25 protein-coding genes and 3 pseudogenes are annotated in these 26365 nt (G+C 40.2%); 24 read left to right on the top strand and 4 right to left on the bottom strand.

Annotation, left to right across the window (positions count from 1 at the left end; genetic code table 11):
• Positions 1 to 67: 67 nt before the first annotated feature.
• The 9 genes and pseudogenes from PN838_RS13790 to PN838_RS13750 all read left to right on the top strand — a co-directional run bounded on the left by PN838_RS13790 (position 68) and on the right by PN838_RS13750 (position 9495).
• Entirely contained in the window at positions 68 to 799 is a 732-nt protein-coding gene (locus tag PN838_RS13790; protein ID WP_215963187.1) for an ABC transporter ATP-binding protein, read from the top strand.
• 1 nt (position 800) lies between these two features.
• Positions 801 to 2113, top strand: a pseudogene (locus tag PN838_RS13785) (ABC transporter permease).
• An 8-nt stretch (positions 2114 to 2121) separates the two neighbouring features.
• On the top strand, positions 2122 to 3327 hold the full coding sequence (locus tag PN838_RS13780) for an ABC transporter permease (RefSeq protein WP_272181041.1): 1206 nt from the start codon (positions 2122 to 2124) through the stop codon (positions 3325 to 3327).
• A 63-nt stretch (positions 3328 to 3390) separates the two neighbouring features.
• Positions 3391 to 4737: a sigma-54-dependent transcriptional regulator gene (locus PN838_RS13775; RefSeq protein WP_215963190.1), complete on the top strand. Its 1347-nt coding sequence runs from the start codon at positions 3391 to 3393 to the stop codon at positions 4735 to 4737.
• 55 nt (positions 4738 to 4792) lie between these two features.
• Positions 4793 to 5221 (top strand): methyl-accepting chemotaxis protein, encoded by a 429-nt coding sequence (locus PN838_RS13770; protein ID WP_272181040.1) that lies wholly within the window; start codon positions 4793 to 4795, stop codon positions 5219 to 5221.
• A 94-nt stretch (positions 5222 to 5315) separates the two neighbouring features.
• Positions 5316 to 5567, top strand: coding sequence for a hypothetical protein (locus PN838_RS13765; protein WP_272181039.1), 252 nt, complete (start codon positions 5316 to 5318; stop codon positions 5565 to 5567).
• Positions 5564 to 6028: a sensor histidine kinase gene (locus PN838_RS13760; RefSeq protein ID WP_272181038.1), complete on the top strand. Its 465-nt coding sequence runs from the start codon at positions 5564 to 5566 to the stop codon at positions 6026 to 6028. The genes PN838_RS13765 and PN838_RS13760 overlap by 4 nt, the downstream gene beginning before the upstream one ends.
• 436 nt (positions 6029 to 6464) lie before the next feature.
• Complete coding sequence (locus PN838_RS13755; RefSeq protein ID WP_272181037.1) at positions 6465 to 8420, top strand: hypothetical protein; 1956 nt, start codon at positions 6465 to 6467, stop codon at positions 8418 to 8420.
• A gap of 154 nt (positions 8421 to 8574) precedes the next feature.
• A complete protein-coding gene (locus PN838_RS13750) occupies positions 8575 to 9495 on the top strand; it encodes a YfgM family protein (protein ID WP_272181036.1) in 921 nt (306 codons plus the stop codon).
• 829 nt (positions 9496 to 10324) lie between these two features.
• Here PN838_RS13750 and PN838_RS13745 read toward each other — a convergent pair.
• The 3 genes from PN838_RS13745 to PN838_RS13735 are packed head-to-tail and all read right to left on the bottom strand — an operon-like array spanning position 10325 to position 13189.
• Positions 10325 to 11200, bottom strand: coding sequence for a M16 family metallopeptidase (locus PN838_RS13745; protein WP_272181035.1), 876 nt, complete (start codon positions 11198 to 11200; stop codon positions 10325 to 10327).
• On the bottom strand, positions 11200 to 12918 hold the full coding sequence (locus PN838_RS13740) for a M16 family metallopeptidase (RefSeq protein WP_272181034.1): 1719 nt from the start codon (positions 12916 to 12918) through the stop codon (positions 11200 to 11202). Before PN838_RS13740 ends, PN838_RS13745 begins: the two co-directional genes overlap by 1 nt.
• A gap of 31 nt (positions 12919 to 12949) precedes the next feature.
• Positions 12950 to 13189: a hypothetical protein gene (locus PN838_RS13735; RefSeq protein ID WP_272181033.1), complete on the bottom strand. Its 240-nt coding sequence runs from the start codon at positions 13187 to 13189 to the stop codon at positions 12950 to 12952.
• A gap of 429 nt (positions 13190 to 13618) precedes the next feature.
• On the opposite strand from PN838_RS13735, the gene gloA reads away from it, so the two are divergent.
• The 13 genes and pseudogenes from gloA to PN838_RS13670 all read left to right on the top strand — a co-directional run bounded on the left by gloA (position 13619) and on the right by PN838_RS13670 (position 23154).
• Entirely contained in the window at positions 13619 to 14170 is a 552-nt protein-coding gene (gloA, locus tag PN838_RS13730) for a lactoylglutathione lyase (RefSeq protein WP_215963196.1), read from the top strand.
• Positions 14171 to 14684: 514 nt separating this feature from the next.
• Positions 14685 to 15714: pseudogene (locus PN838_RS13725) on the top strand (DUF21 domain-containing protein).
• A gap of 297 nt (positions 15715 to 16011) precedes the next feature.
• Positions 16012 to 16344 carry a hypothetical protein gene (locus PN838_RS13720; protein WP_272181032.1) on the top strand — a complete coding sequence of 111 codons (333 nt, stop codon included), beginning with the start codon at positions 16012 to 16014 and terminating at the stop codon, positions 16342 to 16344.
• Positions 16299 to 16643 carry a YHYH protein gene (locus PN838_RS13715; RefSeq protein ID WP_272181031.1) on the top strand — a complete coding sequence of 115 codons (345 nt, stop codon included), beginning with the start codon at positions 16299 to 16301 and terminating at the stop codon, positions 16641 to 16643. Before PN838_RS13720 ends, PN838_RS13715 begins: the two co-directional genes overlap by 46 nt.
• A 129-nt stretch (positions 16644 to 16772) precedes the next feature.
• On the top strand, positions 16773 to 17354 hold the full coding sequence (locus PN838_RS13710) for a toxin-antitoxin system YwqK family antitoxin (RefSeq protein ID WP_272181030.1): 582 nt from the start codon (positions 16773 to 16775) through the stop codon (positions 17352 to 17354).
• Positions 17320 to 17997: an SCO family protein gene (locus tag PN838_RS13705; RefSeq protein ID WP_272181029.1), complete on the top strand. Its 678-nt coding sequence runs from the start codon at positions 17320 to 17322 to the stop codon at positions 17995 to 17997. The genes PN838_RS13710 and PN838_RS13705 overlap by 35 nt, the downstream gene beginning before the upstream one ends.
• Before the next feature lie 144 nt (positions 17998 to 18141).
• Positions 18142 to 18402: a hypothetical protein gene (locus tag PN838_RS13700; protein ID WP_272181028.1), complete on the top strand. Its 261-nt coding sequence runs from the start codon at positions 18142 to 18144 to the stop codon at positions 18400 to 18402.
• Positions 18403 to 18431: 29 nt separating this feature from the next.
• Positions 18432 to 18983 (top strand): hypothetical protein, encoded by a 552-nt coding sequence (locus PN838_RS13695; protein ID WP_272181027.1) that lies wholly within the window; start codon positions 18432 to 18434, stop codon positions 18981 to 18983.
• The gene (locus tag PN838_RS13690; protein WP_272182599.1) at positions 18968 to 19879 is read left to right on the top strand and encodes a GGDEF domain-containing protein; all 912 of its coding nucleotides are present in this window, start codon (positions 18968 to 18970) and stop codon (positions 19877 to 19879) included. The genes PN838_RS13695 and PN838_RS13690 overlap by 16 nt, the downstream gene beginning before the upstream one ends.
• Positions 19880 to 20194: 315 nt before the next feature.
• The gene (locus tag PN838_RS13685; RefSeq protein ID WP_272181026.1) at positions 20195 to 20590 is read left to right on the top strand and encodes a TonB-dependent receptor plug domain-containing protein; all 396 of its coding nucleotides are present in this window, start codon (positions 20195 to 20197) and stop codon (positions 20588 to 20590) included.
• On the top strand, positions 20577 to 21191 hold the full coding sequence (locus PN838_RS13680; protein WP_272181025.1) for a TonB-dependent receptor: 615 nt from the start codon (positions 20577 to 20579) through the stop codon (positions 21189 to 21191). Before PN838_RS13685 ends, PN838_RS13680 begins: the two co-directional genes overlap by 14 nt.
• A gap of 64 nt (positions 21192 to 21255) precedes the next feature.
• Positions 21256 to 22452: pseudogene (locus PN838_RS13675) on the top strand (TonB-dependent receptor); the annotation flags it as partial.
• A gap of 21 nt (positions 22453 to 22473) precedes the next feature.
• Positions 22474 to 23154: a Fe2+-dependent dioxygenase gene (locus tag PN838_RS13670; RefSeq protein WP_272181023.1), complete on the top strand. Its 681-nt coding sequence runs from the start codon at positions 22474 to 22476 to the stop codon at positions 23152 to 23154.
• Between the two features lie 142 nt (positions 23155 to 23296).
• On the opposite strand, the gene PN838_RS13665 is transcribed toward PN838_RS13670, so the two are convergent.
• Positions 23297 to 23458 (bottom strand): hypothetical protein, encoded by a 162-nt coding sequence (locus tag PN838_RS13665; protein WP_215963203.1) that lies wholly within the window; start codon positions 23456 to 23458, stop codon positions 23297 to 23299.
• Between the two features lie 284 nt (positions 23459 to 23742).
• Here PN838_RS13665 and PN838_RS13660 point away from each other — a divergent pair, with 284 nt between their 5' ends.
• Complete coding sequence (locus PN838_RS13660) at positions 23743 to 24951, top strand: lamin tail domain-containing protein (protein WP_272181022.1); 1209 nt, start codon at positions 23743 to 23745, stop codon at positions 24949 to 24951.
• On the top strand, positions 24948 to 26285 hold the full coding sequence (locus PN838_RS13655; RefSeq protein WP_272181021.1) for a CotH kinase family protein: 1338 nt from the start codon (positions 24948 to 24950) through the stop codon (positions 26283 to 26285). Before PN838_RS13660 ends, PN838_RS13655 begins: the two co-directional genes overlap by 4 nt.
• Positions 26286 to 26365 lie beyond the last annotated feature (80 nt).

Here is a 26365-nt window from a genome sequence, read left to right as displayed (position 1 = left end):
GCAGATTAATAAAGAATAAAACAAAATTTGCGCAGCAAACCAGTTAAACATAGAAAGGAACACAACCATGTTAAGCATGAAAAATATCAGCAAAGTATATCAAACGGAAAAAGTTCAAACCCACGCGTTACGAGATTTTAATTTAGAAGTTAAAGAAGGCGAATTCATCGCTGTTACAGGACCATCGGGTTCGGGAAAAACAACGTTTTTAAATATAGCGGGCATGTTAGAACCCTTTTCTGGTGGCGAATTTATGCTTGATAACGTGAATGTTGGTTCTCTAAGTGACAATGAAAGAGCGGACCTAAGAAACCAAAAAATAGGTTTTATTTTTCAGGGCTTTAACCTAATACCCGACTTAAGCTTATATGAAAACATTGAAGTTCCGTTGCGCTATCGAGGTATCAAGGCAGCGGAACGTAAACTACGTATCGAAGAGTGTTTAGAGAAAGTTGGATTAGCCAGCAGAGCAAAACACTTACCTCAACAATTGTCAGGCGGTCAACAACAGCGGGTTGCAATTGCAAGAGCGTTAGCCGGCAAACCGAGGTTTTTACTTGCCGATGAGCCAACCGGTAACTTAGATAGCCTAATGGCGCGTCAAGTGATGGAACTGTTAGAGAATATTAACAGTGAAGGCTCAACCATCATTATGGTGACGCACGACCAAGAGCTTGCTCGTCGAGCGCCACGTAATATTCAAGTTGTTGATGGGCAGTTGGCGGATTTTACCTTGTATCAAAACAAATCCTCGGACTCTGTTGCAGAGCGCGTACAACAGTCTATGGCAGAGGTGTAACATGTTTCTTCATTATATCGATTTAAGCTGGCGCAGCTTAAAGCGCACACCATTAGTATCGGCTCTAATGGTCATGGCCATTGCGATAGGCATTGGCATAACGATGACCAGTTTGTCGGTTTACCACATGATGTCGATGGACCCTATTCCGCATAAGAGCGACCAACTTTTGCGGTGCAACTTAATACAACGGACGACGGAAATGAGTGGATGACGTCTGACAATGTGCCGTTACAGCTGACCTACAAAGACGCAATGTATTTGCACAATGCTGACACGCCAGTTCGTAAAACGGCGTCTATTCGCACTGCCTTTACCGTTCATATGAATAATCAAGACGTAAAACCTTTCTTATCGTCAGTTAGGGCGTCAGGAAGTCACTTCTTTACCATGTTTGACTTAGACTTTGTTTATGGCTCACCTTGGAGTTCAGCGCAGGAAAAAACCGCTGAAGCTGTTGTCGTTATTAATGAAGAAATAAACGATAAGTTGTTTGGCGGTGAAAACTCCGTTGGTAAACAAATGTATCTTGATGACACCATTTTTACGGTGGTAGGTGTAATTAAACAGTGGGACATTCATATTAAGTACTACGACTTAAATAACGGATCGTTTAATGCGCCGGAGCCTATCTTTATCCCTATCTCTTTGTGGGAACCTATGCAACTTGTCAGTCGTGGCAATACCAATGGCTGGAAGCATGAGAATGTGACTACGTTCGAAGGCCAACTGCAGTCTGAAATGTTTTGGGTGCAGTTTTGGGCAGAATTACCAACAGAAAATGATGTGAAACAATATCATGACTTTCTGTTTTCCTATTTAACTGAACAAGGTACTAAAGGCCGATATACACGTGAAAAACCAGAGTTCAATTTACAAGATGTCAACGAATGGATGGAATACAACAAAGTGGTATCGGAAGATAATAAAATATTGGTCGGACTCAGCTTTATGTTCTTAGCAGTCTGTTTAGCTAACATTTTGGGACTGCTGCTTGGTAAGTTTATTCGTAGAGCGCCTGAAATTGGAGTACGAAGAGCGTTAGGTGCAAACAAGCGTCAAATTTTTCTTCAGCACCTTGTGGAAGTCTCGGTACTTGGTTTACTCGGTGGAGTTATTGGTATTGGTATCGCCCAGCTTGGTTTATGGGGAGTGCGAGTGACGAGTAGCCAATATGCTGATCTTGCTGGTATGGATCTGACCATGGTTTTAACCGCGCCAGCAATAGCGATAGGCGCTTGTATAATCGCCGGTCTTTATCCCGCTTGGCTTGTATGTAAGACGCAACCTGCCATCTACTTAAAAACGCAATAGGAGCTATCATGTTAGAAATTAAACCTATATTTAATTCACTGCTTCGCTCCAAAGCGGGTGCAATAATGTTGCTTATCCAAATCGCTATTACAACCGCTATTGTGAGCAACGCGGCTTTTATCGCAAAAGATCGAATAGACTTTTTATCGCAAGAAACTGGCTATCCAGAAGAAGAGATATTTAGTTTTACCACTATGACGTTTGATAAAGAACTCGACATAGTGCAAAAATTTGAAGAAACCGAAACGATGTTGCGGAATATTCATAGCGTTAAGAATGCAAGTTTGTTTAACGCAGTTCCTTTGTCTGGCAGTGGTTCAGCGGGTGGTTTAAGCCTAAAACCTGCGACTGAAGAGGGCCCAGATGTTCGAGCCGCCTATTTTTTAGCGGATGAAAACGCATTAGATACGCTTGGTGTAAACTTACTTGAAGGGCGAAATTTCCGTCCAGATGAAGTGATTATGTCTGCAAGTAGAGGTGTCTTCCCTGAAGTTACCATCATTACAAAAGCACTAGGTTTAGAGCTATTTCCAACCGGGGATGCACTTGGAAAAACCGTTTATTTTGGCGTTGCACCACTGAAAATTATCGGTATTGCGGAGCCGATGAAGAGTGCTTGGTTGAAAGACAGTCGTCCTGATAACGTATCCATCATACCGTTTGTCAGTGCCTCGATATTTCAGAAAATTATTGTACGAACCGAGCCTGAACAACGAACTGCCATCATGCGCCAGATTGAAGACTTAATGATCCAAGATCACAGCAAACGAGTCATTATTGGCTTACAAGGCATGGATGAAGATAAACGAGATAATAACGCTTCAGATATTTTAATGTTACGTATGCTCATCACTCTTATCATTGTCCTTGTGCTGATAACGGGTCTTGGAATATTTGGCCTCACGGTGTTTAATATTAATAAACGTACCAAACAAATAGGAACGCGGCGCGCATTAGGGGCTAGAAAGTCAGCGATTGTGCGTTACTTTTTAATTGAGAACGCCATTATTTGTGTGTTCGGGCTTGTGCTTGGTTCGATTGCTGCAATATTTATGGGTCAGCTGCTATTAGAAAATTATTCCATGCCAGCGCTTGATACATTCTATGTATTAATGACCGCACTATTTGTTTTTATTGCGAGTCTACTTTCGGTCGTCATGCCGGCAACTAAAGCAGCTAACATATCTCCGAGCATTGCAACTCGTAGTATTTAATGGTCATAATTGGTAGGCTATATGCTTATTCCAAAAAGGATATATTCAAGCAATGAGCAGACAATGGATAAGATATTAATCGTTGATGATACACCGGCAGTTCTCCAAGCTCTGTCGTTATTGCTTGAAATTCATGGTTACGATGTTATTACAACAACATCACCTGTCCAGGCTTTACAATACGCGAATCAATTGCGTGTCTCCCTTGTTATTCAAGATATGAATTTCACCGGAGACACGACTTCCGGCGATGAAGGTAAAGAGTTATTTTACCAACTGCGACATTTAGATCCCCATCTGCCTGTTATTCTAATCACAGCTTGGACTGATTTAGAGCAAGCAATTGAATTAGTTAAAGCCGGTGCGGTGGACTACATAGCAAAACCTTGGGATGACCAAAAGCTACTAAATACAATTGTAAATTTAGTGGCATTAGGTAAAGCAAATCAGGCAAGTGAGAAGCTACAACGTCAACAAGCGATAACTGAAAGCACAAAGTCAATTGCGAACAATGTCGGTCTCGTATATGCGAGCCCTGCAATGCAGCGTGTTGTTGACATGGCGGTTCAGGTCGCAAAATCAGACATTTCAGTATTAATTACAGGTGCTAACGGGAGCGGGAAAGAAAAAATTGCAGAAGTTGTGCAAGCTAACTCCCTTATACCTGACGCGCCTTTTATCAAAGTGAACTGTGGTGCGTTACCTGCTGACTTAATTGAGGCCGAATTATTTGGTGCTGAAGCGGGTGCCTATACTGGCGCAAACAAAAAGCGAATTGGTTTATTTGAAGCCGCCGATGGCGGAACCTTGTTCTTAGATGAAATTGGCAATCTTCCCTACTCTGGGCAAACAAAGTTGTTGCGGGTTATTCAAACGGGCGAGTTTCAACGTCTCGGTTCGGTAAATACAATAAAAACCAACGTTAGAGTTATTTCAGCAACAAACAGTAATCTTCTAGACGCCATTGCAACTGGCGAATTTAGGGAAGATCTGTTTTACAGACTGAATGTAATTGAATTGCACGTGCCTTCACTAGCCAACAGAGTAGACGATATCATGCCTCTGGTGCATCATTTTTTGCCAAATCGAGAGCTAAGTTTATCTGCAGAAAATGCGCTTAAAAGTCATCTTTGGCAAGGTAATGTAAGAGAGCTTGAAAATGGCTGTAAAAGGGTCGCTGTCTTAAAGCCAATCGGTGTGATTGAAGCTGAAGATTTTGCGCTTAGTGAGCAAGTGAATAACAGACTTGAACCAACTGTAGCAAAACAAGCCAATGCGGGACCTACAAAACAACAATTAGAAATTGCAATGCGAGAGCACAAAGGGGTGATTGCGCGCGTCGCTCGTCACTTTAACTTAAGTAGACAAGCTCTATATCGGCGCTTAGATAAGTTTGAGATACCCTACTGATGTTTGCCAATGTGCTTCCTAGAATTATAGCCGTCGTTGTTATTGTGAGTAGCATTTGCACTATGCCACTGTTTTTTTAGACGACCTTTCTTTAAATACGAAAATAATAAGCGCAATAGCGGTGGTTATCGGAAGTGTTTTATTAGCACGTTATTTGTTAAGGGATATCCGAGAGGGCCTATCTGCACTGGAGCTAGGCTTATTAAATCTTAAAGATGGCGAATACTCGACAACGTTGTCCTATCAAAATGACGATGAACTCGGCAAATTATGCTCCTTGTATAACAGCACCGCGCTGAATCTTCGCGAAGAAAAGCATTGGTTATATCAGCGAGAATTGCTGTTAGATAAAATAACCCAAAGTTCTCCAGAAGTGTTATTTCTTGTTAATGATCAGCAGCAAGTGATTTTTAGCAATATCGCGGCTAGACGTTTTTTAATTCTTCAAAAGGGCTGGATGGCAATCGAATATCGACTTTATTGAAGTCAGCTCCCAAAGGTGTTGAAGTTGCGATTGAAGAAAAAGAGAGGGACTTTTTTCTATTACGTTTGATGATGATGAGCCGCAAACATGGCACATGTCTACAGGATATTTTTCGTTAAATAATCAAGGTCATACACTTTTTATTTTAAAGCAAATGACACGTGAGTTAAGTCGTCAAGAAGTGGCGGTATGGAAAAAGGTTATTCGAGTAATAAGCCATGAGCTAAATAATTCACTTGGCCCCATCTCCTCTATGTTACACAGTGGACAAATTTTAAGTGAAAACATCAAAGAGGCTCGTTTGGCTCGGGTTTTTCTACCATTGATGAGCGTATTCAGCACTTGAGTGACTTTGTGCAGGGGTACGGTAAATTCGCTAAACTTCCTGAACCCAAAGTGCAAGCAAATGACTGGGGACAGATTATAGCGATGTTGAAGTCTCAATGGCAGTTTGTCGATTTATCTGAGCCCGGACAAATTGTCTATGCAGATCCTGTGCAATTAGAACAATTGCTAATTAATCTGTTAAAAAATGCACATGAGTCTGGTTCTCTAGCGGCTGATGTGTGTATCAAACTTGAACAACGGCAAAACGAATCTTGTATCTCTGTTATGGATAAAGGAAAAGGCATCTCAGAAGCCGTGATGGCAAACGCACTAATTCCTTTTTATTCTACCAAACCTAGTGGCAGCGGACTTGGACTTGCTTTGTGCCGAGAAATTGCTGATGCGCATCATGGTCACATCGGACTTTTTAACCGTGATGAAGGTGGATTGACGGTAAGGGTTGTACTACCTTTTCAGTAACCTGCCAGCGATTTTTCCGTTCTATTCATCACGAGCTTTAGGCTGTAAATTCATATAGCTGTCGGTTTGCATTTATCTGATTAATAATTGCACCGTTTGGGTAACTTAGTTATTGTTATTTACTCTAATCGAATGGAGTAGGTTGCATGAGCTTTATTAGCGAACTCAAACGACGGAACGTATTTAAAGTTGCTACGGTTTATCTAATAACGAGCTGGCTAATTCTGCAAATTGTTTCTGTTATTTCCCCTGCATTACATCTACCCACTGTATTTAGCACCATCATTACTGTGTTGCTGGCGATCGGATTTCCGGTAGCCTGCATTTTTGCTGGGCATTTGAGCTAACGCCAGAGGGGCTGAAATATTCTCATGAAGTTGACGAAGCGGAGTCTATTCGACATGAAACAGGCAGCAAAATAAATTATATGTTGGCAGTGGCACTTTTGCTTGCTCTGGGGTTCATTTCATACGATAAGTGGAATGACTCAAGTGCTGACGATAGTCTAGAACGTTCAATTGCAGTGCTTCCGTTTCAGGACATGAGTTCAGATAAATCTCAGGGGTATTTTGGTGATGGTATTTCTGAAGAGATCTTAAATACACTTGCGCGTTTAAAGCAGCTTGTGGTTATTGCTCGGACTTCGTCTTTTAATTTTAGAGATTCAAAAGCAGATATCCGTGAAATTGGTCGTCTTTTGAATGTTAATTATGTGTTAGAAGGAAGTGTTCGAAAAGATAAAGATAACGTGAGAATAACCGCTCAATTAATTGAAGTCGATTCAGGAGCTCACATTTGGTCGCAAACTTACGACCGAGAATTAACAAACATTTTTGCTCTGCAAGACGAACTCACCTATGCGATTACCCAAGCCCTTAAACTCAATTTATTACCCGACGAGCTCGCTGTTGAAACGGGAATGACTTCAAGCTCCAAAGCGTATGAATTATTTCTTCAAGGACGTGAAAACTCTTACCATCGTACCACGGATTCACTTCAACAAGCGGCAAGATTGCTCAATGAAGCAATAGGACTTGATGAAAACTTTCATCTTGCCAAGGCTCAATTGTATTTTGTTTATTCATTGGCTCAATTTTATGGTGGATTTGCAATAGAGCAAATTGAGTTGGAACAAGAACGCCTCTTTTGGGAGTTGTTAACTGCTCCTAGTTTTCCTTTAAAGACGTTAGTCATCGCTAAACAAGCTGAAAATAATAGCAAGTATGATATTGCAAACTCGGCTTATATGCTGGCCTTCAATCAGGCACCTAATGATCCATTAATTCAAAACATCAGCCTTTTGGCGTTGGATGATATTAATGTAGGGCTTGAGCTTAGGGAGCAAATATTAAGAACAAACCCTCAAAGTGAAGTTAATATTTCGAACCTTATTTACGGTTATTTTATATCAGGGCGCATAAAAGAGGCTAAAGATTTGGTTGAGATGACCAATCAACAATTTCCAGATTCGCCTTTAAATTATGGGAACAATATTTTTAACACTTATGGATACGACAAAAATTTACCAGCTATGATTAGTATCATGAAACAATACAATGGTCCGGTGAATTATGATGTTAGAAATTCGATTGCAGCGTTCTATGTATTAATTGGCGATATAGATGCGTCGTTGACTTATGTTGCAAAGGAATTGCGAGAAAATGCCGATTATGAAGAACAATTGTATTTTTCTTTGTTGTTGCTACAAGAGCTGTATATGAATGGCAAAATGGATCAAAATCAGCGTCTTTCTTTTGACAAATTACCAATCACCAAAACGACAAAATTAACACTGTTGGCTCTAAACAAACTGTTAGTGGGGGACGAGACGCATTATGAAATACAAAACGACCTAACTGGATTAAGTGCAAAGGAGTTTGTACATAAGGTCGAACTGAACACATATGAACCCTATTTATATGCCGCGTTAAAAAAATCGAAGGGTGATGACCGTTATGCCCAGGCGGTTTTACCTATATTAAACAAATCAAATATTTTGTGTGGCAAGGCAATAAGTGGTGCTGGTTGGCCATGTGCGATTTATTTTAATTTACGTGACGGAGAGTCATCTGAAAATATACGTAATATGCTAAACCGCAACGTTTTGTTTGACGGCTATAGTATTGGAATTGAAAAGAACCTACTGACTTTTCCTAGTTTGATAGGTATGGGCAATGACCCCGACTTCAAAAACGAGCGAATGAAATTCTGGATAAAACATTCAGGAAATGGAATCCAGACTTGGTTTCTGAACATCCATAATTTGTCTCGTGAGGTTTTTCAATGGGAATTGTTTTCTTGCGATCAAAGTTACATTTTTGTGGGTTTAAGTATAAATAAATACACAAGGTTTTATGTGTTTGCGGTCAGTTATTTTTTAGTAAGTATTTAAAAAAACAATTCGCCCACAGGTTCTCAAAAATTTCGGCTATTATGAGTTGAGCAGGGGTGGCGTGCGCTTAGATGGATAATCTATCCCGATTAAAAAGCTTCTTTTTATGCGCGGTTTTTGTTGCTATTCTGCAAATAATTAGTCAATTATAGAAATGAGTTTGTTGAAGTTGGTCATGTATAAATATCTCGGATTACATCAGTTAATATTTCTAGTGTTGTTTGTTGCCACGTTACCGGTCAAAGCGAACGACTCAAAACGTACTGTGTGTGATAAAAATTTGGCCCTATGCATTGATGACTTAACTCAGAGAATTAAAAAAACTCCTGTTGCTTCACATTTGTGGTTTCATCGTAAATTGAATTTATTAGATTTATTATTCCAAGCCCAAGATTACCCTGCAGTACTAAAAGAAACTAACGCTTTGTTATCGTTGCCATCGTTGCCGCACCGAGTTGAAATCAATTCTCTGATGTATAAAGTAAAAATGGGTAAGCTCAACGGTGATGAAGATCTCACTCCTTATATAAAACGTGTAGATGACGCGTTTTCCAATTTAACGAGTAGCGCGCCACAAAGCATTATCGACTATGCTACGTTTCAAATTTATACCGGTGACTACACAAAAGGGCGATCATTACTTTTAGAGTTAGAACGAAAATTTTTGAGTCACAATAACTATTACATTAAGAAGCAGATTTATACGATACTTGGTCATCTTTCCCACCGTTTAAACGACCGTGATGCGACCTTGAACTATGTTTCGTTAGCTTATGATTTTGCACATAAAGATGTGGGTATTCATTATCAATTGATGACAAGTTATAACGTGGCACGAGCTTTACATTTTCAAGGACGATTTGATGAAGCTAAGATTAGATTGAGAGAAGTGATAGAACAAGCATCGTTAATAAAAGAAATTTCATATCAAAGTCTTAGCTACTTAAGACTGGCGGAAATTGCAAATGAAATGAATGACGTAGAAGGCTTGAGAGAGTCACTCAATCGCATTGAAACAAAACGTTTTATGGCACACGACATTGAATTGTTTCATAAATTACAAAAACGCTTGTAATGATTTTGATTCGATAAAATTCAGAACAGAAAAACGTCAATTTTAAGCAATAATTAAACAGAACAAAAACCGTCATTCCAAAAGAGCGGAGCGATATTTGAAACCTCCAACCAAGTGCAGAGGAAGTAATAAAATCAGCGACTCTGACCCCACAGGTCCTTTAAATAATAACGTCTTCACAAATAACTAGAAAAAACGTCATTCCAAATACTCAGGAAAAACCGTCATCCCCTAGCTTGTAATATGAGTCGAGCCACAGCGATATTAGGGATCTCCAACCGAGTGCAGAGGAAGTTCATAATTCGCCTTAAATTGACTCACAATAACCAGAACAAAAACCGTCATTCCAAATACCCAGGAAAAACCGTCTTCCCAAAAGAGCCACAGCGATATTAGGGATCTCCAACCGAGTGCAGAGGAAGTTCATAATTCGCCCTAAATTGGCTCACAATAGCCAGAACAAAAACGTCATTCCTTAGCTTGTAATATGAGTCGAGCCTGAGCGATATTAGGAACCTCCAACCAAGTGCAGAGGAAGTTCATAATTCGCCCTAAATTGACTCACAATAACCAGAACAAAACCGTCATTCCCTAGCTTGTAATATGAGTCGAGCCTGAGCGATATTAGGAACCTCCAACCAAGTGCAGAGGAAATCATAAAATCAGCGACTCTGACCCCACAGGTCTTAATCCACCTTCGATTGGCTCATAATGATCAGAACAAAAAAGCCAACCTTAGTCGTTAAGGTTGGCTTTTAATTAGCAGTCATTTACCTCTTTATCAATTAAAGAAGGTGAATACCAATTCACTCATAAAGTTGAAGTGAATTTAGTTTACCGGGTTGCCCGAAGTATCTAAAACAATTGGGTCACCTAGACCTAATTCCTTAACGCGCTCAAGTTGAGTTTCTGCATCACCAACGACAAGGTATAACATTTTGTCTGGGTTGATGTAGTTAGCAAGTGTTTGTTGCGCTTGCTCTAGGGTCAAATTAGCTAATGTCGCTTGTTGTTTGGCAACGTAGTCTTTTGGCAGTTGGTAGCTGCTGATATTTTGTAAAACACCCATCAAACTGTTTGTGGTTTCGAAAGCGCGGGCACTTGAACGTGATAATACTGATTTAGTATCTTTTAGAGCATTGGCATCAAAGGCCGCGACGTAATCAGCCATAATCTCTCTAAATGTTTGTAGTGACTCTAATGTCACATTTGACCGTACACTTGAACTTGCCGTAAATACACCGCCTAGGTTTCTGCGATTTACGCTTGAATAAGCGCCATAGGTATAGCCTTTTTGCAATCGTAAGATTTGGAATAACTGACCTGAAAAGCTGCCACCTAAATTGTGGTTTACCGCTACTAAGGGGTAATAATCATCTGCGTTTGCAACCATAGCTCTTGAGCCAATTCGGATAAACGACTGTTTAGCCCTTAGCACGTCAACAAAATATAATTGAGCTTTATCAATTGGCGTTGCCGCTTTTGCTGGTGGCATTGTGACGTCTTTTACTGTTAATCCTTTTGAAAGAGCGCCTAAACTTGCTTTGACTTGTTGTTGCGTGACATCACCAGCGACATGAACGCTGGTTAAGTTCGCGACAATATTAGAGGCGTAAAAGGCTTTCAGATCTTGCAGGTCAATATTATTTAGATCGTCAGTTGTACCTAAAATTGGCGTCGATAACATATTGTCTGCGCTGTACATTAATTTGTTATAAACGTTATTTGAAATTGCGCCGGGACTCCCTTTGATTGTTGAATTTGAGCTATGGTTTCTTTTTTAATGCGATCCCATTCAGCTTCATCCCAACGTGGCTGCAATAGTATTTCCTGAGCAAGCGACATAACTTCTGTAAAGTTCGCAGCAAGTGTATTACCCGTCAGTGTTAGGTATTCGTCGCTCGTGGTAAATTGAATATCAGCACCCAATTCTCCAAGAGCTTTTTCAAGCTGCTGTGGTGTCTTATTAGCAGTGCCTTCCATCATCATACTGGTAACTAGGTTTGCAGTGCCGACTTTACCTTTAGTATCAAATGCATGGCCACCCATTATGCGAATCGAAAACGAAACTAGAGGCAGTTCGTTGTGTTCGATACCAAGCACTTGAATACCATTGTCTAATGTTGCATTCCAAACGTCTGGCAGCGTTATCGTTGGCTTTTTACCAAATTCAGGTCTAACTGACCGGTCAAACGCTGAAGTTGCCTGTACCAGAGGTGTTAATGCGGTCTCTGGTTTGTCGACTGCAGTTGTTTCAGCGCCCTGGACCACTTTTTCTTCTACGACATTAGCTTTGGTTGCATCTGATAATACAAGCTCAGTCTGGCCTTTCGGAACAAAGCTGGTGGCGACATAGTGTTGGCCTTTAATGTACTTGTTAAAAACATTCATAATGTCTTTGCGAGTCACGTTTTTGTAACGTTCAATTTCTGTCGTAATTAAATTTGGATCACCTGCAAATTCATTATAAATAGCCAGCGATGATGCCTTATTAAAAACGCTCGTTAAGTTGTTATAAAAGGCTTTTTCTTTGCGAGTAATAATCCGAGCAAGTTGTTCATCATTAAACCCTTCCTTAGAAAATCGAGCGACGGCTTTGTCGATACTGGCTTTTACATTGTCTAATTTAGTGCCGTCAAACGCCCGAGCAGAAATACTAAAAGTACCGGCAATTTCACCAATGTAGGCAGATAAGTGTACCGAAGGAGCCAGTTTATCTTGCTCAACAAGGGTTTGATAAAAGACACTGTCTTTTCCATCATTCAAGACATCGGCTAACAATTCTAAGGCATACGCGTCAGGATGGTATTGCTCAATAATAGGGAAGGTTAAGGTAAGTTCTGGTAATTGAGCAAAGTTATCTTCGTGGAACAACGATACGTTTTTATCTAGTTTTGCTTGCATTGGTGGCAATGCTGAGACTTCTGGTTGTGGTAGTAATTCACCAAAGTATTTTTCAATCCAAGCTTTGGTTTGTTCGCTTTCGAAGTCACCGGCGAGCACTAAGGTGGCATTATTAACCCCGTACCATTTCTGATAGAAGTCTCTAACGTCTTGTAATGTCGCATTTTGTAGATCTTCTAAACTACCAATAACGCTCCAGCTATACGGATGACCTTTTGGGTAAATAGCTTCCATAACAACAGAATCTGTATGTCCGTACGGACGGTTATCGATACTTTGGCGTTTTTCATTTTTTACGACCTGTTTTTCGTTCTCAAGTCCTTCTTGTGTCACTGTATTGATGAAATAACCCATGCGGTCTGACTCCATCCACAGGATTTGTTCAAGGCCGTCGTTAGGGACAACTTCATAATATATCGTGCCGTCTTGCCACGTGCCGCCGTTTAACGTGCCGCCCATACTACCAATGTTGTTAATAAAGTTGCCAGCGCCTACGTTCTCAGAATTTTGAAACAGCATATGTTCAAAAAGTGCGCAAAACCAGTTTTGCCTATAGTAATTCTCGGTTAGAACCTACGTGGTAGACAATTGCTACAGCGACGACAGGATCAGATTTATCCTGATGCAAAACAACATCAAGTCCGTTTTTAAGTTGATATTTTTCGATACTGAGTGATTTACTTTGTTTAGCAGACTCAATTTGCACAGACCCAGATGATTCTGGATCGGTACAGGCGGCAACCGTTGCGGCTAACACCACAACTGAAAATATTTGTTTGATAGAAATCACGCATATCCCCTATTAATTGAACTTGATAATTTATTCGACGTATCTAATGTAAAAGTTACATTGAATAAACACAACTAAATACAGCAAATCGATGCATATATTAAAGTCCCTGAATATCTTGTTCAACAAGAGATAGATAATGGCGACTTAGTAAAGGTTTTAGATGACTACATAACGCAACAGAATCAGATATATATTGTGCATCCACAGTTAATTCAACAGCCAAAGCGACTGAGTCAATTTGTTGAATTCACTCAGGAAAAGTTTATCGTTCGCTAAATTCGCGTTGAGAAATTAGCTTTTGTTCAATGCTATTTTGCATATAAAACAATATTCGATTTGAAAAATAACGTTAGATGCCCAATTAATCACTTTTAGACTAGTCAGTAAGAGCTCCACACTTGAGGGCTCAAAAGAAAGGAACACACAATGAGTCGCCATTTTGACCAAGCAGATGGGTTAGTAGAAAATCATGATCCGGCTACCCACAAATTTGTTTTCAACCAAACCATGTTTAGAATTAAAGACCCGGCTAAATCCTTAGCATTTTATTCTGAAATATTAGGGATGACGTTAGTTAAACGTTTGGATTTCCCTGAAATGAAGTTTTCACTTTATTTTATGGCGACGGTTTCACCGGAGGAACATTCGGATTGGTCCACAGACTCAGATGAACGTATGGTGCAAACATTTGGCCGACCAGCAATGTTGGAACTGACCCATAATTGGGGCGACGAAGATGACATGAACGTCAAATACCACAGTGGTAATGATGACCCAAAAGGGTTTGGTCACATCGGGTTTTCGGTTCCGGATATTGATGCGGCATGCGAACGATTTGAGTCACTGGGTGTTGAATTTAAAAAGAAACCAAACGATGGCAAGATGAAAAGCATTGCTTTTATCAAAGATCCCGATGGTTACTGGATTGAAATTTTCACGCCAGAGCGACTTCCAGAGGTATTAAAGGCCCACCTGTAATTTTTATCTGCCCGCTTTCAAGTGCGCGCAAAATATGGCTAACGCCATTATACCGTTAGCCATTTTTACAACTAACTCTGTTAGGTCGATATTGTTTATTTGCTCAAGGTACGACTGCGGATAACAAGAGGCGAACTAAATATCCCCATACAAATCCGACCCAAAACAACAGCAAAACCAAATCAATAGCCTTGCTCTACTTTTAACAAAACATAAGCGCGTCTTGTCAATTAGCTAGACGCTAAATAGATTTAACGCTGGGTAGTTAAAGCCGTGAATTGTAAGTTTGTCACCGTGCTTGTGAGGTTCAATTTTACGATAGTCATTTTTTAAGTTGCTAAGTTTATAATTTAAAAAGAATTAAAATAAGGTTGAACACACGGAAGATACGATTGAAAAAGGCGAAAAAATATCTTTGTACTAAAATTGATTTTTCGCTATATACTCCGGTTTTTAAGGCAAGTACGTAGTAATGGCATTTGCCTGCTAATTATTTATTAAGATAGGAAACATAATGTCATTTGAAATCATTACTTGGATAGGTATTGCAGTGTGTATTTCACAATCTGCAATTTTTTCAGGTCTTAATTTAGCGTTTTTCGCACCAAGTCGTTTGCAACTTGAAGTTGAATCGGCCAAGGGAAATAAAGACGCTGCAAAGATTTTACAATTACGTGGCGACTCTAACTTTCTGCTAACCACAATTTTGTGGGGAACGTTGGTATCAATGTACTACTGACCCTATTGTCAGATTCGGTACTTGCTGGCGCTAGTTCGTTTTTATTCTCCGCCGTTGCAATTACCATCATTGGTGAGATTACCCCGCAGGCTTATTTTTCCCGTAATGCGTTAAAAATGGGGGCGTTGTTGTCGCCTGTTATTCGCTTCTATCAGTTTATTTTGTATCCGGTGGCAAAACCAACGGGGCTGATTTTAGACATGTGGTTAGGAAAAGAAGGCATCACTTATTTAGCTGAGAATGAACTTACGAGCATTATCCGTAAACACATTGAATCAGAAGACACCGAAATTAATCATGTTGAAGGTATCGGTGCGCTTAACTTTTTAAATTCGATAAGATCACTGTTAGTGAGGAAGGGGAATTAGTTGACCCGGCTTCAATTATTAAGTTGCCGGCTAAGCTGGATTTACCGATTATTCCAGAAATAACGCCAAGTGCAGACGACCCATTTTTAAAACAGTTACATAAGTCTGGTCATCGTTGGGTAGTCTTTACCAATGACGACGATGAACCTTTGTTGGTTATTGACGCAGATGGTTGTCTGCGCGCCGCGTTGTTTGAACCGGAAAAGTTCGACCCGTATCAATATTGTCATCGGCCAATTGTGCTTACGGACGGTTCGGCGTCATTAAGCGAAGCTGTGATTAAGATGAAAACCAATGAGTCGCTTGAAAAGTCGTTTGATGGTGCGATTGAAAATGATGTTTTATTGTTATGGGGCGAGTCAAAACGCATTATAACTGGGGCTGATATTTTTGGTCGATTGTTAAAAGGAATGCAGGCGTCGGAACATAATATATAAGCACCTGCCTTTTACGATGATCCTAATACATTCACCGTGTGCGAATACTGCCCGCGGTGAATTATTGATAAACCCATCTTGTTATCACATCCAATCTAAATTTTAGAACTGCCCAATTTAAATACTCTTCATTGGCTGGTAATAAACAAATCAATAGTCAGTCGTTTATTTGCAAGTTCCTCATTGTTTGCACAATTGGCGGGTATTATTTGCACACTTCCCCACTAACATTATCTCAACAGTTAAAGTAGCTTTTATGTAAGCTCGTATTGACCCAAATTATAGGACTGCAAAAACATGAAATCATTAATGGTACTGCAAGCAGCATGCGTAATATTAACAATTGGCCTAGCCGGTTGCGACGACACCATGGTGGAGACAAGTGATACTACTGATAATGACGATACAACAACGTCTGAGATTTTACATAGCGCCTACAGTGAATTTGATACAGACAATGTTGATGTAGTGATCAGTGGTTCCAATGTGATAATCGAAACCAACGGTCTACCCAATCATACCTCTCCATACTGGTCGAGCAGCCATGAGTTATATGTTGACCCAACCGTGACGACAACGCAAAAATGGCTCCCGGTGATATTGATGATTTTGTTGGCACATATACCTTAACGGTTGCTAACAGTCCAAGTAAGTCGAGTAGCTCTTCAGCAACAGGTTTAGGGGCAATTGGCATCGCCGTTAGTGGTTCGGTCATTTATAACGACGAAGAAGGTCCCGGAATTCCACTAGACAATGCAGCTGGTAGCTTAGATTTTAACGGTGCTCATACTGGTCCACAAAGTTACCATTATCATTTAGAGCCCATTTCATTCTCAGATGACGACAGTAATCTAATTGGTGTTATCTCTGATGGTTTTTCTTATATGGTCGAAAGTGTAATTCAACGGGAACTTACCCAACAGATCTAGACGAATCCGGTGGTCATACTGCGATGACTCAACATTCGACTGCAGATGAATATCACTACCATATCCAAAATGAACTCTACCTAAATGCTTACTACATTTTGTTCCCTAGGAACTATCAAGGTTCGCCAAATGCCATCCAGTAATTGGGTTGCCATCATGGTGCTGTTAATAAGCACCAGCTTTGATTTGACCGCGTCAGAACAAACGCGTGTAGACAAAAAGCAGATTGCTATATCTAAAACCAGTGGTTTGCGATTATATCAGGGCCAGCCATATACAGGTGAGGTTGCGACTTATTACCCGTCTGGGCAACTGGCAAAGCTGTCAAGTTTTAAGCAGGGCCTAAGAGATGGCTATTTAAAACAGTGGTTTTCAAATGGTCAATTAAGCTTTCACTCAACCTATAAGTTGGGGGTGCTAGAGGGCGAAACAAAAAGCTGGTGGAGTAATGGCACACTTCGTTCGGTCACGGGTTATCAAAATGGCAAAGTCCACGGTGATGTTGAGCAATGGTATGTTACGGGTGAAAAGTTTAAAAAATTACACTATGAATTTGGTCGAGAGTCTGGACTACAGCAAGCGTGGCGTAAAAACGGCAAATTGTATAGTAATTATGAATATGTGAACGGTCGTGTGTATGGCCTAAAACGAGCAAATATGTGTGTGGAACTTAACGATGAAAAATTATTACCGTCTAATAACGCTGATTAGCGTACTTTGCAGCAACCTTTTATTCGCTAATGCAATAGCCGATGAAATGGAACGATTGCCTTATTACGATTCTGCTGAGTTCACCCCTAAGTGGTTAAAATCGGACAGTCTAGAGCTTAACGATATGCATCAAATATCGGATTTTAAGTTTATTGATCAGCGTGGCAAATATGTTACGGCAGACACATTTAGAGATAAGATTTATGTCGCAAGTTTTTTCTTTACCACGTGCCCCGGAATTTGTCCCAAAATGCGTTCTCAATTGTCTAAAGTACAAGAAGCTTATGCAGATAAAGATTACTTCAAAATTATTTCCCACTCGATACAACCCACCAACGACACAGTGGAAATACTGCAAACTTACGCTAAAGAAAATGGCATTAATGCTAATCAATGGCATTTAGTCACGGGTAATATGGATGAAATCTATAACTTGGCTCGAAATGACTATTTTGCCAACGAAGACTTAGGTGAATATGTAAGTAATAAAGACTTTCTGCATACAGAAAATCTAGTGTTAATTGATCACAATAAACATATTCGTGGAATATATAATGGTCTTAACAATGCTTCTGTTGGTAATTTGATTGGTGATATCAAATTATTAGAACAGGAATTGAAGAGCACTCGTAAAATAAATTGAGCAAATTTTAAGCGCGGCTTTTTCGCATTTTTGTTGCACGACTATTTTTAGTCGTGTGGTTCTTTGTTACGGAGCAAAAATGCGTTTGACAATAAGGCGCTATGGTCAATAATTAGTACAACACATTAATTAAGTTAGGCATTAATGGAACGATACTATATAGGCCTCTTCCGCGTTTTAAGTTGTTTATTGTTCTGCAGTTCTTTTGCGGCTTTTTCTACCAACTTAGTGCAGTTAAGCGACGATGACATTTATCTAAAAATCAATGATAAAGTTTTGTGGCACGCCGTCGAATTAAAAAATCCTCATAATGCAGCTGAACTCATTAAAGCAGCGCAACAATCAAATACAACATACAATTCGCTGCTTGGAAAAACGGAGCTGCTGTCGCCAAAATTCCAATAGCGACAGGCGGAGCCGGTGATTGGTATGTCATGCCAATGGCAAATTTTGTCGATAGTGGCGTAGCATTTTGGCAGGACGAATACGGAACTATGACTCTTGTCGCTGATTTTTCTCAATTGAATAAAAACAGTCAAGCTTATTTGGCTCACAGGCAGGCATTCAGGCTTAATTTTACCGAGTCAACATCGGGTTATTTATGGATTTACATAAAAGCTAAACTCTACCCAACACCCGCAAATATTGTAATTCAATCCGAGTTCGGCTTTTCTCAAACACAACTTAAGATAAATACATTTACCGTTTTGTCAGTGTCAGTGATGCTAACATTAGCCCTAATGGCTTTTGTGGTGTATTTAAGAACAAAACACTTCGTGGCATTTTATTGTGCAGGTTATATAGGTTTACATGGTATCGGCTGGGCATTTGCGTCAGGGTTGATACAAAGCTTTTTGTCGTCAACATTAATGAATACAACCTATGGCGGGATTTATATTTTCCCGTTTGCAATTGCTTTTGCTAGCTATTTTGCTTTCTATTTGTTCGACTTAAAAAATCCAAAAATTGGATTGCTAGAGGTTTAGTCCTCTACGCTAAAGTTGCATTGTTGTTTGGCGTACTTGGAATATTATTACCATTCAAAAGTGCATTTTACATGACGCATATTTTGGCCTGTGCGTGGATCGTTCTTAGTATTTTTGTTGGTATTAAAATGCTGACCGTTAGGGATTTTAAAGCTAAGTATTTCTTAGTCGGTAACGTTTTGTATAGCTTAGCCTTGGGCTATTTTATGGTGTCACATTCGTCTGATCTTGACTTAAAATACCCTGAAATTGTTGTATTGGTAGCGTTAGCTCTTGATTGCATCTGTATTCAACTTTCATTATCGGAATGGCTGAGAATCAAACAAATTGAACATCAAAAAGTACTTAACGATGCCCGCTTTGATTCATTAACACTAGTGGGAAATCGCCACTATTTAAATGAAAAGCTAAAAGAATTAAGTGAATTTTATATGACGGTATTTATCGATTGCGACAGTATTAAATCGATAAATGACAAACATGGTCACGCGGAGGGTGATGTATTTTTAAAGTACGTTGCGGACCTAATGAATAATAAGTTGGGAGATTTGGGGCAAGTATTTCGAACCGGCGGCGATGAGTTTATCTGGGTTTGTGAGGCGGTTTCTGAACACCGTTTATCGTTAATGGGCTCTAAAATCAAAACCATCTTGAATAGTATTGATGAGTCCGTGACCTTTCGTTGGCCAGAATCAGGGATCAGTTTTGGTATTGCGACAAGTATAGAAAGCGATTCCCTTCTAATTGTTTGTCTAAAGCAGACGAGCGTATGTATCAACAAAAACACTCCGAAAATTAAAGTTATAATAGCGCTAAACACCATTACGGTATTTAGCCGACAGTGCATGTCTATAATTAACAAAACTCAACAGGTGTGCATGACCAGTTGCCACTAAGCTTAAACGTTTGCATTGCGTTCGCTTGTTGTACTTCTTAATTTACCCACTAATATGCACCATCTCAAAATTATCCTACGAAAATCGTAATCATGTGCATTTTTGTAGTGTCTTATTATCTAAAAAATATCTTATTCCCAAAATAAACATCTAAATAAGAATGATTATCATTTACATGGTGGTCGATTGACAGTATTATCCTGCCACTTCAATAAATTCATAAAATAAAACGTTGGGAATCAAACGATGACAAAAATATTAAAAGCAATCAAGTGGTTGCGTTAGGTGCGCAAACTATCGCACTTGCGCTGTCGTTTGGCGCTAGCCAGGCTTATCGCAGACACAAACGAATCTGTATGCGTCGAAAAAGACTCTCAGGCTTGTATCGCCGAAAAAGCCGCTGAAGAAATTGAGCACATTCGAGTTCACGGTATTCGAAATTCAATTTATCGCTACGATAAATCAGGTGATCCTCGTCGCACGGCAAAGCTTGTAGATACTCCACAAGTCATTACGGTTCTTACGCTAGATCAAATTCAAGAATCAGGTAAATCTGATCTTAAAGACATCTTATCAGCTCAATCCGGCGTGACGTTGGGGACTGGCGAAAATGGTAATGCATTTGGCGACCGTTATATTATTCGTGGGCACGAAGCTCGCAGTGACGTATTTGTTGATGGATTGCGTGACCTAGGCGATGACCACTCGTGAAAGTTTTGCGACAGAGCGTGTTGAAATCACTAAAGGACCAAGTTCGACATTTGCCGGACGTGGCTCATCAGGCGGTGCGGTAAATAGCGTTACCAAAAAAGCATCAACTTCATATAGCTTTGGCCGTGTTGATGTGGGTTTAGGCACTGATGATCACCACAGAGTGACTCTAGACTATAACCTAGCGTTAACAGACGAAAGTGCAGTTCGTCTAAATATTTTGGATGCCGATGAAACGAAACCTTACCGTGACGGTATAACCAAAGCACGTCAAGGTGTTCAGGCTTCTGGCGTGTATGAAGCGAGCGAAAAGTTATCGTTTATTGCCGATGGATATTATCTAAAAGCGAACGACGTTCCTGATCTAGGGAGTTATTACGATCGTGAAGCAGAACACCCAATTGAAGACATCGCCGTATATGCGCAGTCGAATGACTTTCTTGACTCTGAGGTATCGACGTTTACTTTCCGTACTAATTATCAGATTAGCGACGAGCTTTTATTTTTAAACTCAACTCGTATTGGTTCCACTGAAAACGGATATATTACGACAGGTACAAGTGCAACTACACGTGATGCGACGGACCCAATAGCACCATAGGTGTGAGCACGATGACGTTAAGTACTCACCAGGGTGGCAGGAAGTTGATTATTGGGCCACTGCATTTAACTTATTTTGGGATAAAAAGCTGCTAGGTAAAGACAACAAGCTGGTATTTGGACTCGACGTTACCAATGAAAAAGTGGTTAACGGCGTATATAACATTACCAACAATAACGATACGAACTGCGTTGTTAGTGGTCGCCGTGGCGCTTCGGATAGCTACTGTTATATAGACGAAAACGGAAAAGAAATAGATGATATTCAAGGCTTAATGGGCCGTTCATATGTGACTGGCGACGCTGATGCGACATTTGAAATTCAAACAACATCTTTGTATTTCATGGATACTGTTCAAGTAACAGATGACACGCAAGTCTTCTTTGGATTACGTCAAGATAGCTTTGACTACAGCAATGATACGAGCGGCAGAAGCGGTGATATTTTATATGACTACTCTGACAATATGTATAACGGTCACGTTGGTATTGTGCATGCAATCACTGAAGACGGTAATATCTACTTTAATTACAGTACCGCAACAAACATCAACGGCGGTGAATCTGACTTAGGTGCGAACTGTGGTTACGGTGGAATATGTGGTACACCGGAGCAAGCAGCGCAAGCGGACCCAGAAATTGTAGAAAACTTAGAGTTAGGCACCAAATGGATGGTATTTGACGATAACGTGATGTTCTCGCTAGCGCTTTTCCAAATGACAAAAAGTGATGTTATGGAAAGTGTCGGCGATAGCTACTCTACATTAGGGACGTTAAATACCGGTGAAAACCAAATTCGAGGCATTGAAGTTGGTTTAATCGGCGACATCAATGATCAGTTAAGCTTACAATTTTCTGCTGCGTCAATGAGCTCTGAGGTGTTGGATTCTTACAATGAAGACAATATCGGACGCGTTCTGAGCAACTTTGCAGACAATAGTGTTTATTTACAATTGCGTTACCAGTTAACTAAAGATTTTGCATTTGGTGGTGACTACTCATACCAAAGTGAAATGTATGGTGGCCAACCGGATACTGCGGCGGGTTATGACTCAACGACAAATAAATACAGCATCGTAGTGCCTGACTATCAAGTCATTAACTTATTTGCTAATTACAACGTAAATGACAAAATGACATTACGTCTAAATATTGGTAATGCGTTAGACACTGAATATTGGACAGCTGCTTATCGCTCGGGTTCATTTATGTACCTAGGTGACGGCAGAAGCACACGTTTAACTGTTAACTATCAGTTCTAAATTGACCAAAGGAAAACTGCCATGATTGTTATTTCACAATTGTTTAACCAACAAGAGGTTGCTGAACTCATTGCTTCTTTGCCTTCGTCTTCATGGGAAGATGGATCAAAAACCGCAATGGGCATGGCGGCTGATGTGAAAAATAACAATCAGGCAGACTGTGATGATCCCAAAGTACAGGCACTCGCCAATCGTATTTTGGCTCAAATAGGTAACACGCCGGACATAGTATCGGCGGCGTTGCCTCACCATATTTTCCCACCAGTGTTTAATCGATACAGTGAAAGTGAAGAATATGGTTACCATGTTGACGCAGCAGTTATGCGTTTACCCAATTCTCAAAATGTCATGCGAAGTGATGTTTCCATGACCTTATTTTTGTCTGACCCAGAGTCATATGATGGCGGTGAACTTGTATTGCGTTCAGACAGCGGAGAACAAGCTGTAAAGCTTCCGGCAGGATACGCAGTTGTCTATCCCTCTAGACACCTTCATAAAGTTAACGCCGTGACAAAAGGCACTCGTATAGCAGCGGTAACGTGGATGCAAAGTATGATTGCTGACCCTAGTCTACGCGATACTCTGTATCAAATGGACAAGACCATTCAGGCATTGATTAATAGCGGTACAACACAGCGTAGCGAACTCGACAGCTTAAATAATGTTTACCACAATCTCATCAGGCAGTTTGCCATTATTTAATACAAATCCCAGATCTAAAAGTTTGAGCTAAAAGCTAGGGCTAAAAGTTTGGGCTAAAAGAGAAGTAAAAAATTTAGACTCATGATAAAGGCAGTGGCAAAGAAGATTGTCTGTGCCACCTGTCACTTTTCTTTCTGTATTGTTATTCGGCTAATACACAAATCTGGTCACCGTAATAGTTATCTTGGTAATTACACACTTGAGTTTGGTTGCTATTCATTGCGGTATCGTCTTGGATCTTCGCAACTAGGCTTAGACCGTCGCCAGTTAATATCGTTTTCATTTTGTTTATCAAAGAATGCATAGTTGTCTCCTTAAGATTAAATGCGCATTTACAATACCAAATCCACCCAAGAGTAAAATTGCAATAAATAAAACATTACCTTCTAAAAAATAGAACGTCGCAAGCTTAATAATAATGACTTGCAGAACATCATCATCAATACCCACTAAGTCGTCTCATCCAATTTTCCTTTATCTTGTTTCAGCAATTTAATTAACGTAATTCCTACGCTTTCTCATTTGGTGCACATTCTTTACACATTCAATCGATATCTTCATGGTCACATCTACAATTGAGATCGCCAAATGAAAACAAAGTTATACGCCTTATTGGCATTGCAAATCGGAGCTGGAATTCTTTATGGATGCGGCGCAGGTACAGAAGAGTCAACAGATACATCAACCAACAGCCAACTCGTCATTAATGAAATTGTCGCGGACGCCAGTGACGGCGGTAACGATTGGATTGAGTTGTATGTAAAAGAAGGCTCTGTCGATTTATCAAACTTTTCAATTACCGACGATAAAGACGGTCGTGAACCTCAGGCTTTGCCTTCCGTGACTCTTAATGCTGGAGAGTTTATTGTTATTCATGCGATTGACGAAGCCGACGCGGCTACAACGGATGGCTATTTTGTGACATTTAAGCTGGGTTCTGACGATGCAGTCGCACTTTATGAAAACAATGTGCAGGTCGATCTACTCGACTGGCAAGAAGGCGAAGCGAGTGAAGGTTATAGCTTTGGTTTGTTTGCTGACGGGACCGGCACAGCACAAACGCTATCGCCAACCCTAAGTGCAGCTAATATTGAAATAGGTGAGTCTGCATTAGCGCCTACAGATCTAATTTTAAACAACGACGCAGAATTAAGAATCAATGAAATTGTTGCTAAAGATAGTGACGGTGGTTTTGACTGGATTGAGCTTTATGTAACGGGAAGCGGCACAATTAACCTTGCCGAATATACTATCGCGGACGAAGATCGAATTTTGTCTTCGTTACCAGATGTCACTTTGAGCCAAGGTGAGTTTTACCGTATTTTTGCTACAACTGACACGGTTGAAGATGCCACAACGGTCGCATTTAAATTGTCCTCGTCAGACGTTGTCAGTCTTTATCAAGGAGATGATTTAATTGATCAGCTTGAATGGAAAAAAGGCCAAGCGTTAATTGGTACAAGCTATGGTCGTTACCCAGATGGAAGTGACGCGACTCACATATTAATACCAACCGCCGAAGCGGGTAATAGCTTGGCTTATCATACGGGGTTAATAATCACGGAAGTTGTGGCCAATGCAGCTAACGATGGCATGGATTGGTTTGAGCTTTATAACAATAGTGAAGACAGCATCTCCCTGTCTGACTACCAAGTTATCGATGAAAGTGATGATATCGACCCAATTGATTTACCCGATGTGGAACTGTTGGCGGGGAATATTTCGTTATTTATGCCACAGACACTGATCCTGATGACTACTTTGTCCCCTTTGGTCTTGGTAACAATGATGAATTGAGCTTATTAAAAGATGATGAAACTGTAGATTATTTAAGCTGGGATGCGAGTGACGTTCCTGAAGGTTACAGTTTTGGTTTGAATTTGAACGAAACCGGAAGTGGTTATGGTTGGGAGCAAGATACATTAGAGCCAAGCCAAGGCGCTGACAATATCGCTGTAGTCGCCTTTGATTCAAGCGTTGTAAGGGATTTATACATCAATATTACGACGGATAATTGGCAAAGTATTTTATCGGATCCAGAAGCCGAGGAATACCACGAAACGGCAATCACGTTCAATGGCGCGACGCTCGACAGTGTGGCTATTCGTACCAAAGGTGGTTCCAGTTTACGCAGTGTTGCGCAGTCAACAAGTGACCGGTACAGCTTTAAAATTGATATAAATGAGTATGTCGATGGCCAAAAGTTTTTTGGCTTGAAAAAATTTACCCTGCAAAACTCATTTAATGACCCGTCTTATATGCGTGAAGTTTTTGCCTATGACCTGCTAAAGGAAATGGGCGTTGCGACACCACAGCATGCTTTTGTAAATGTTTATATTAACGATGAATTATTCGGTTTGTACCTAATGGTTGAAGCTATTGACGGTGAATTTTTAGAAAACAATTTTAGCAATGCAAACGGTGATCTTTATAAGCCAGACGGTGTGGGTTCAGATCTGGTTTGGTTAAGTAGCAATATTGAAAGCTACAGTGATATCAATTTACAGACAAACGAAGACACCACAGATAACGGTGCATTTTTAAACTTTGTGGCTGAGCTAGATAGCGGTTCTACCGACGTCATAGATGTTGACGGTTTATTACGTTACATGTCGGTGAGTGTTGCTTTATCTAACTTAGATAGTTACCACGGTGCATTGGCTCACAACTACTATATCTATGAACAAGATGATGTATTTAGCTTGTTGCCATGGGATTTTAATGAGTCGTTTGGGTCATTCAATATGGGGTGTCGTACTGATATTCGTGAGTTATACATTGACGAACCGACAGACGGACCCATGTCGGAAAAACCACTTATTAACAATGTATTTTCGCAACAAGCTAACTTAGATGTATACCACGGCTATCTGTGGCAACTTATCGAAGGTCCGCTTGAACCAACAACATTTGCTAACCGTGTTGAAGAAATCGCTGACTTGATCCGACCTCATGTTGAAAACGATCCAACCGCGTTTTATAGCGCTTCGCAGTTTGAACAAAACTTAAATAGTACTGTTAGCCGATTTTATGGCCTTACAAGCTTTATCAACTACCGTGTCGCTAATATTCGTCAACAGCTTGAAGGTGATATTCCATCTTCAGGTACAGGTCGAGGCTTCTGCGGTTAGTAACAAAAAGAGTATTCAATTAGAAGTACTCGCCAAGTTAGTGGAACATTTTCCACTAACTTTATTTAATGTTTAGCGAC

This window comes from Psychrosphaera algicola, from assembly GCF_028401425.1.
GTDB lineage: Bacteria > Pseudomonadota > Gammaproteobacteria > Enterobacterales > Alteromonadaceae > Psychrosphaera > Psychrosphaera algicola.
Note: the sequence above shows the minus strand (reverse complement) of the source record. Positions and strands in the feature narration are given on the sequence as shown.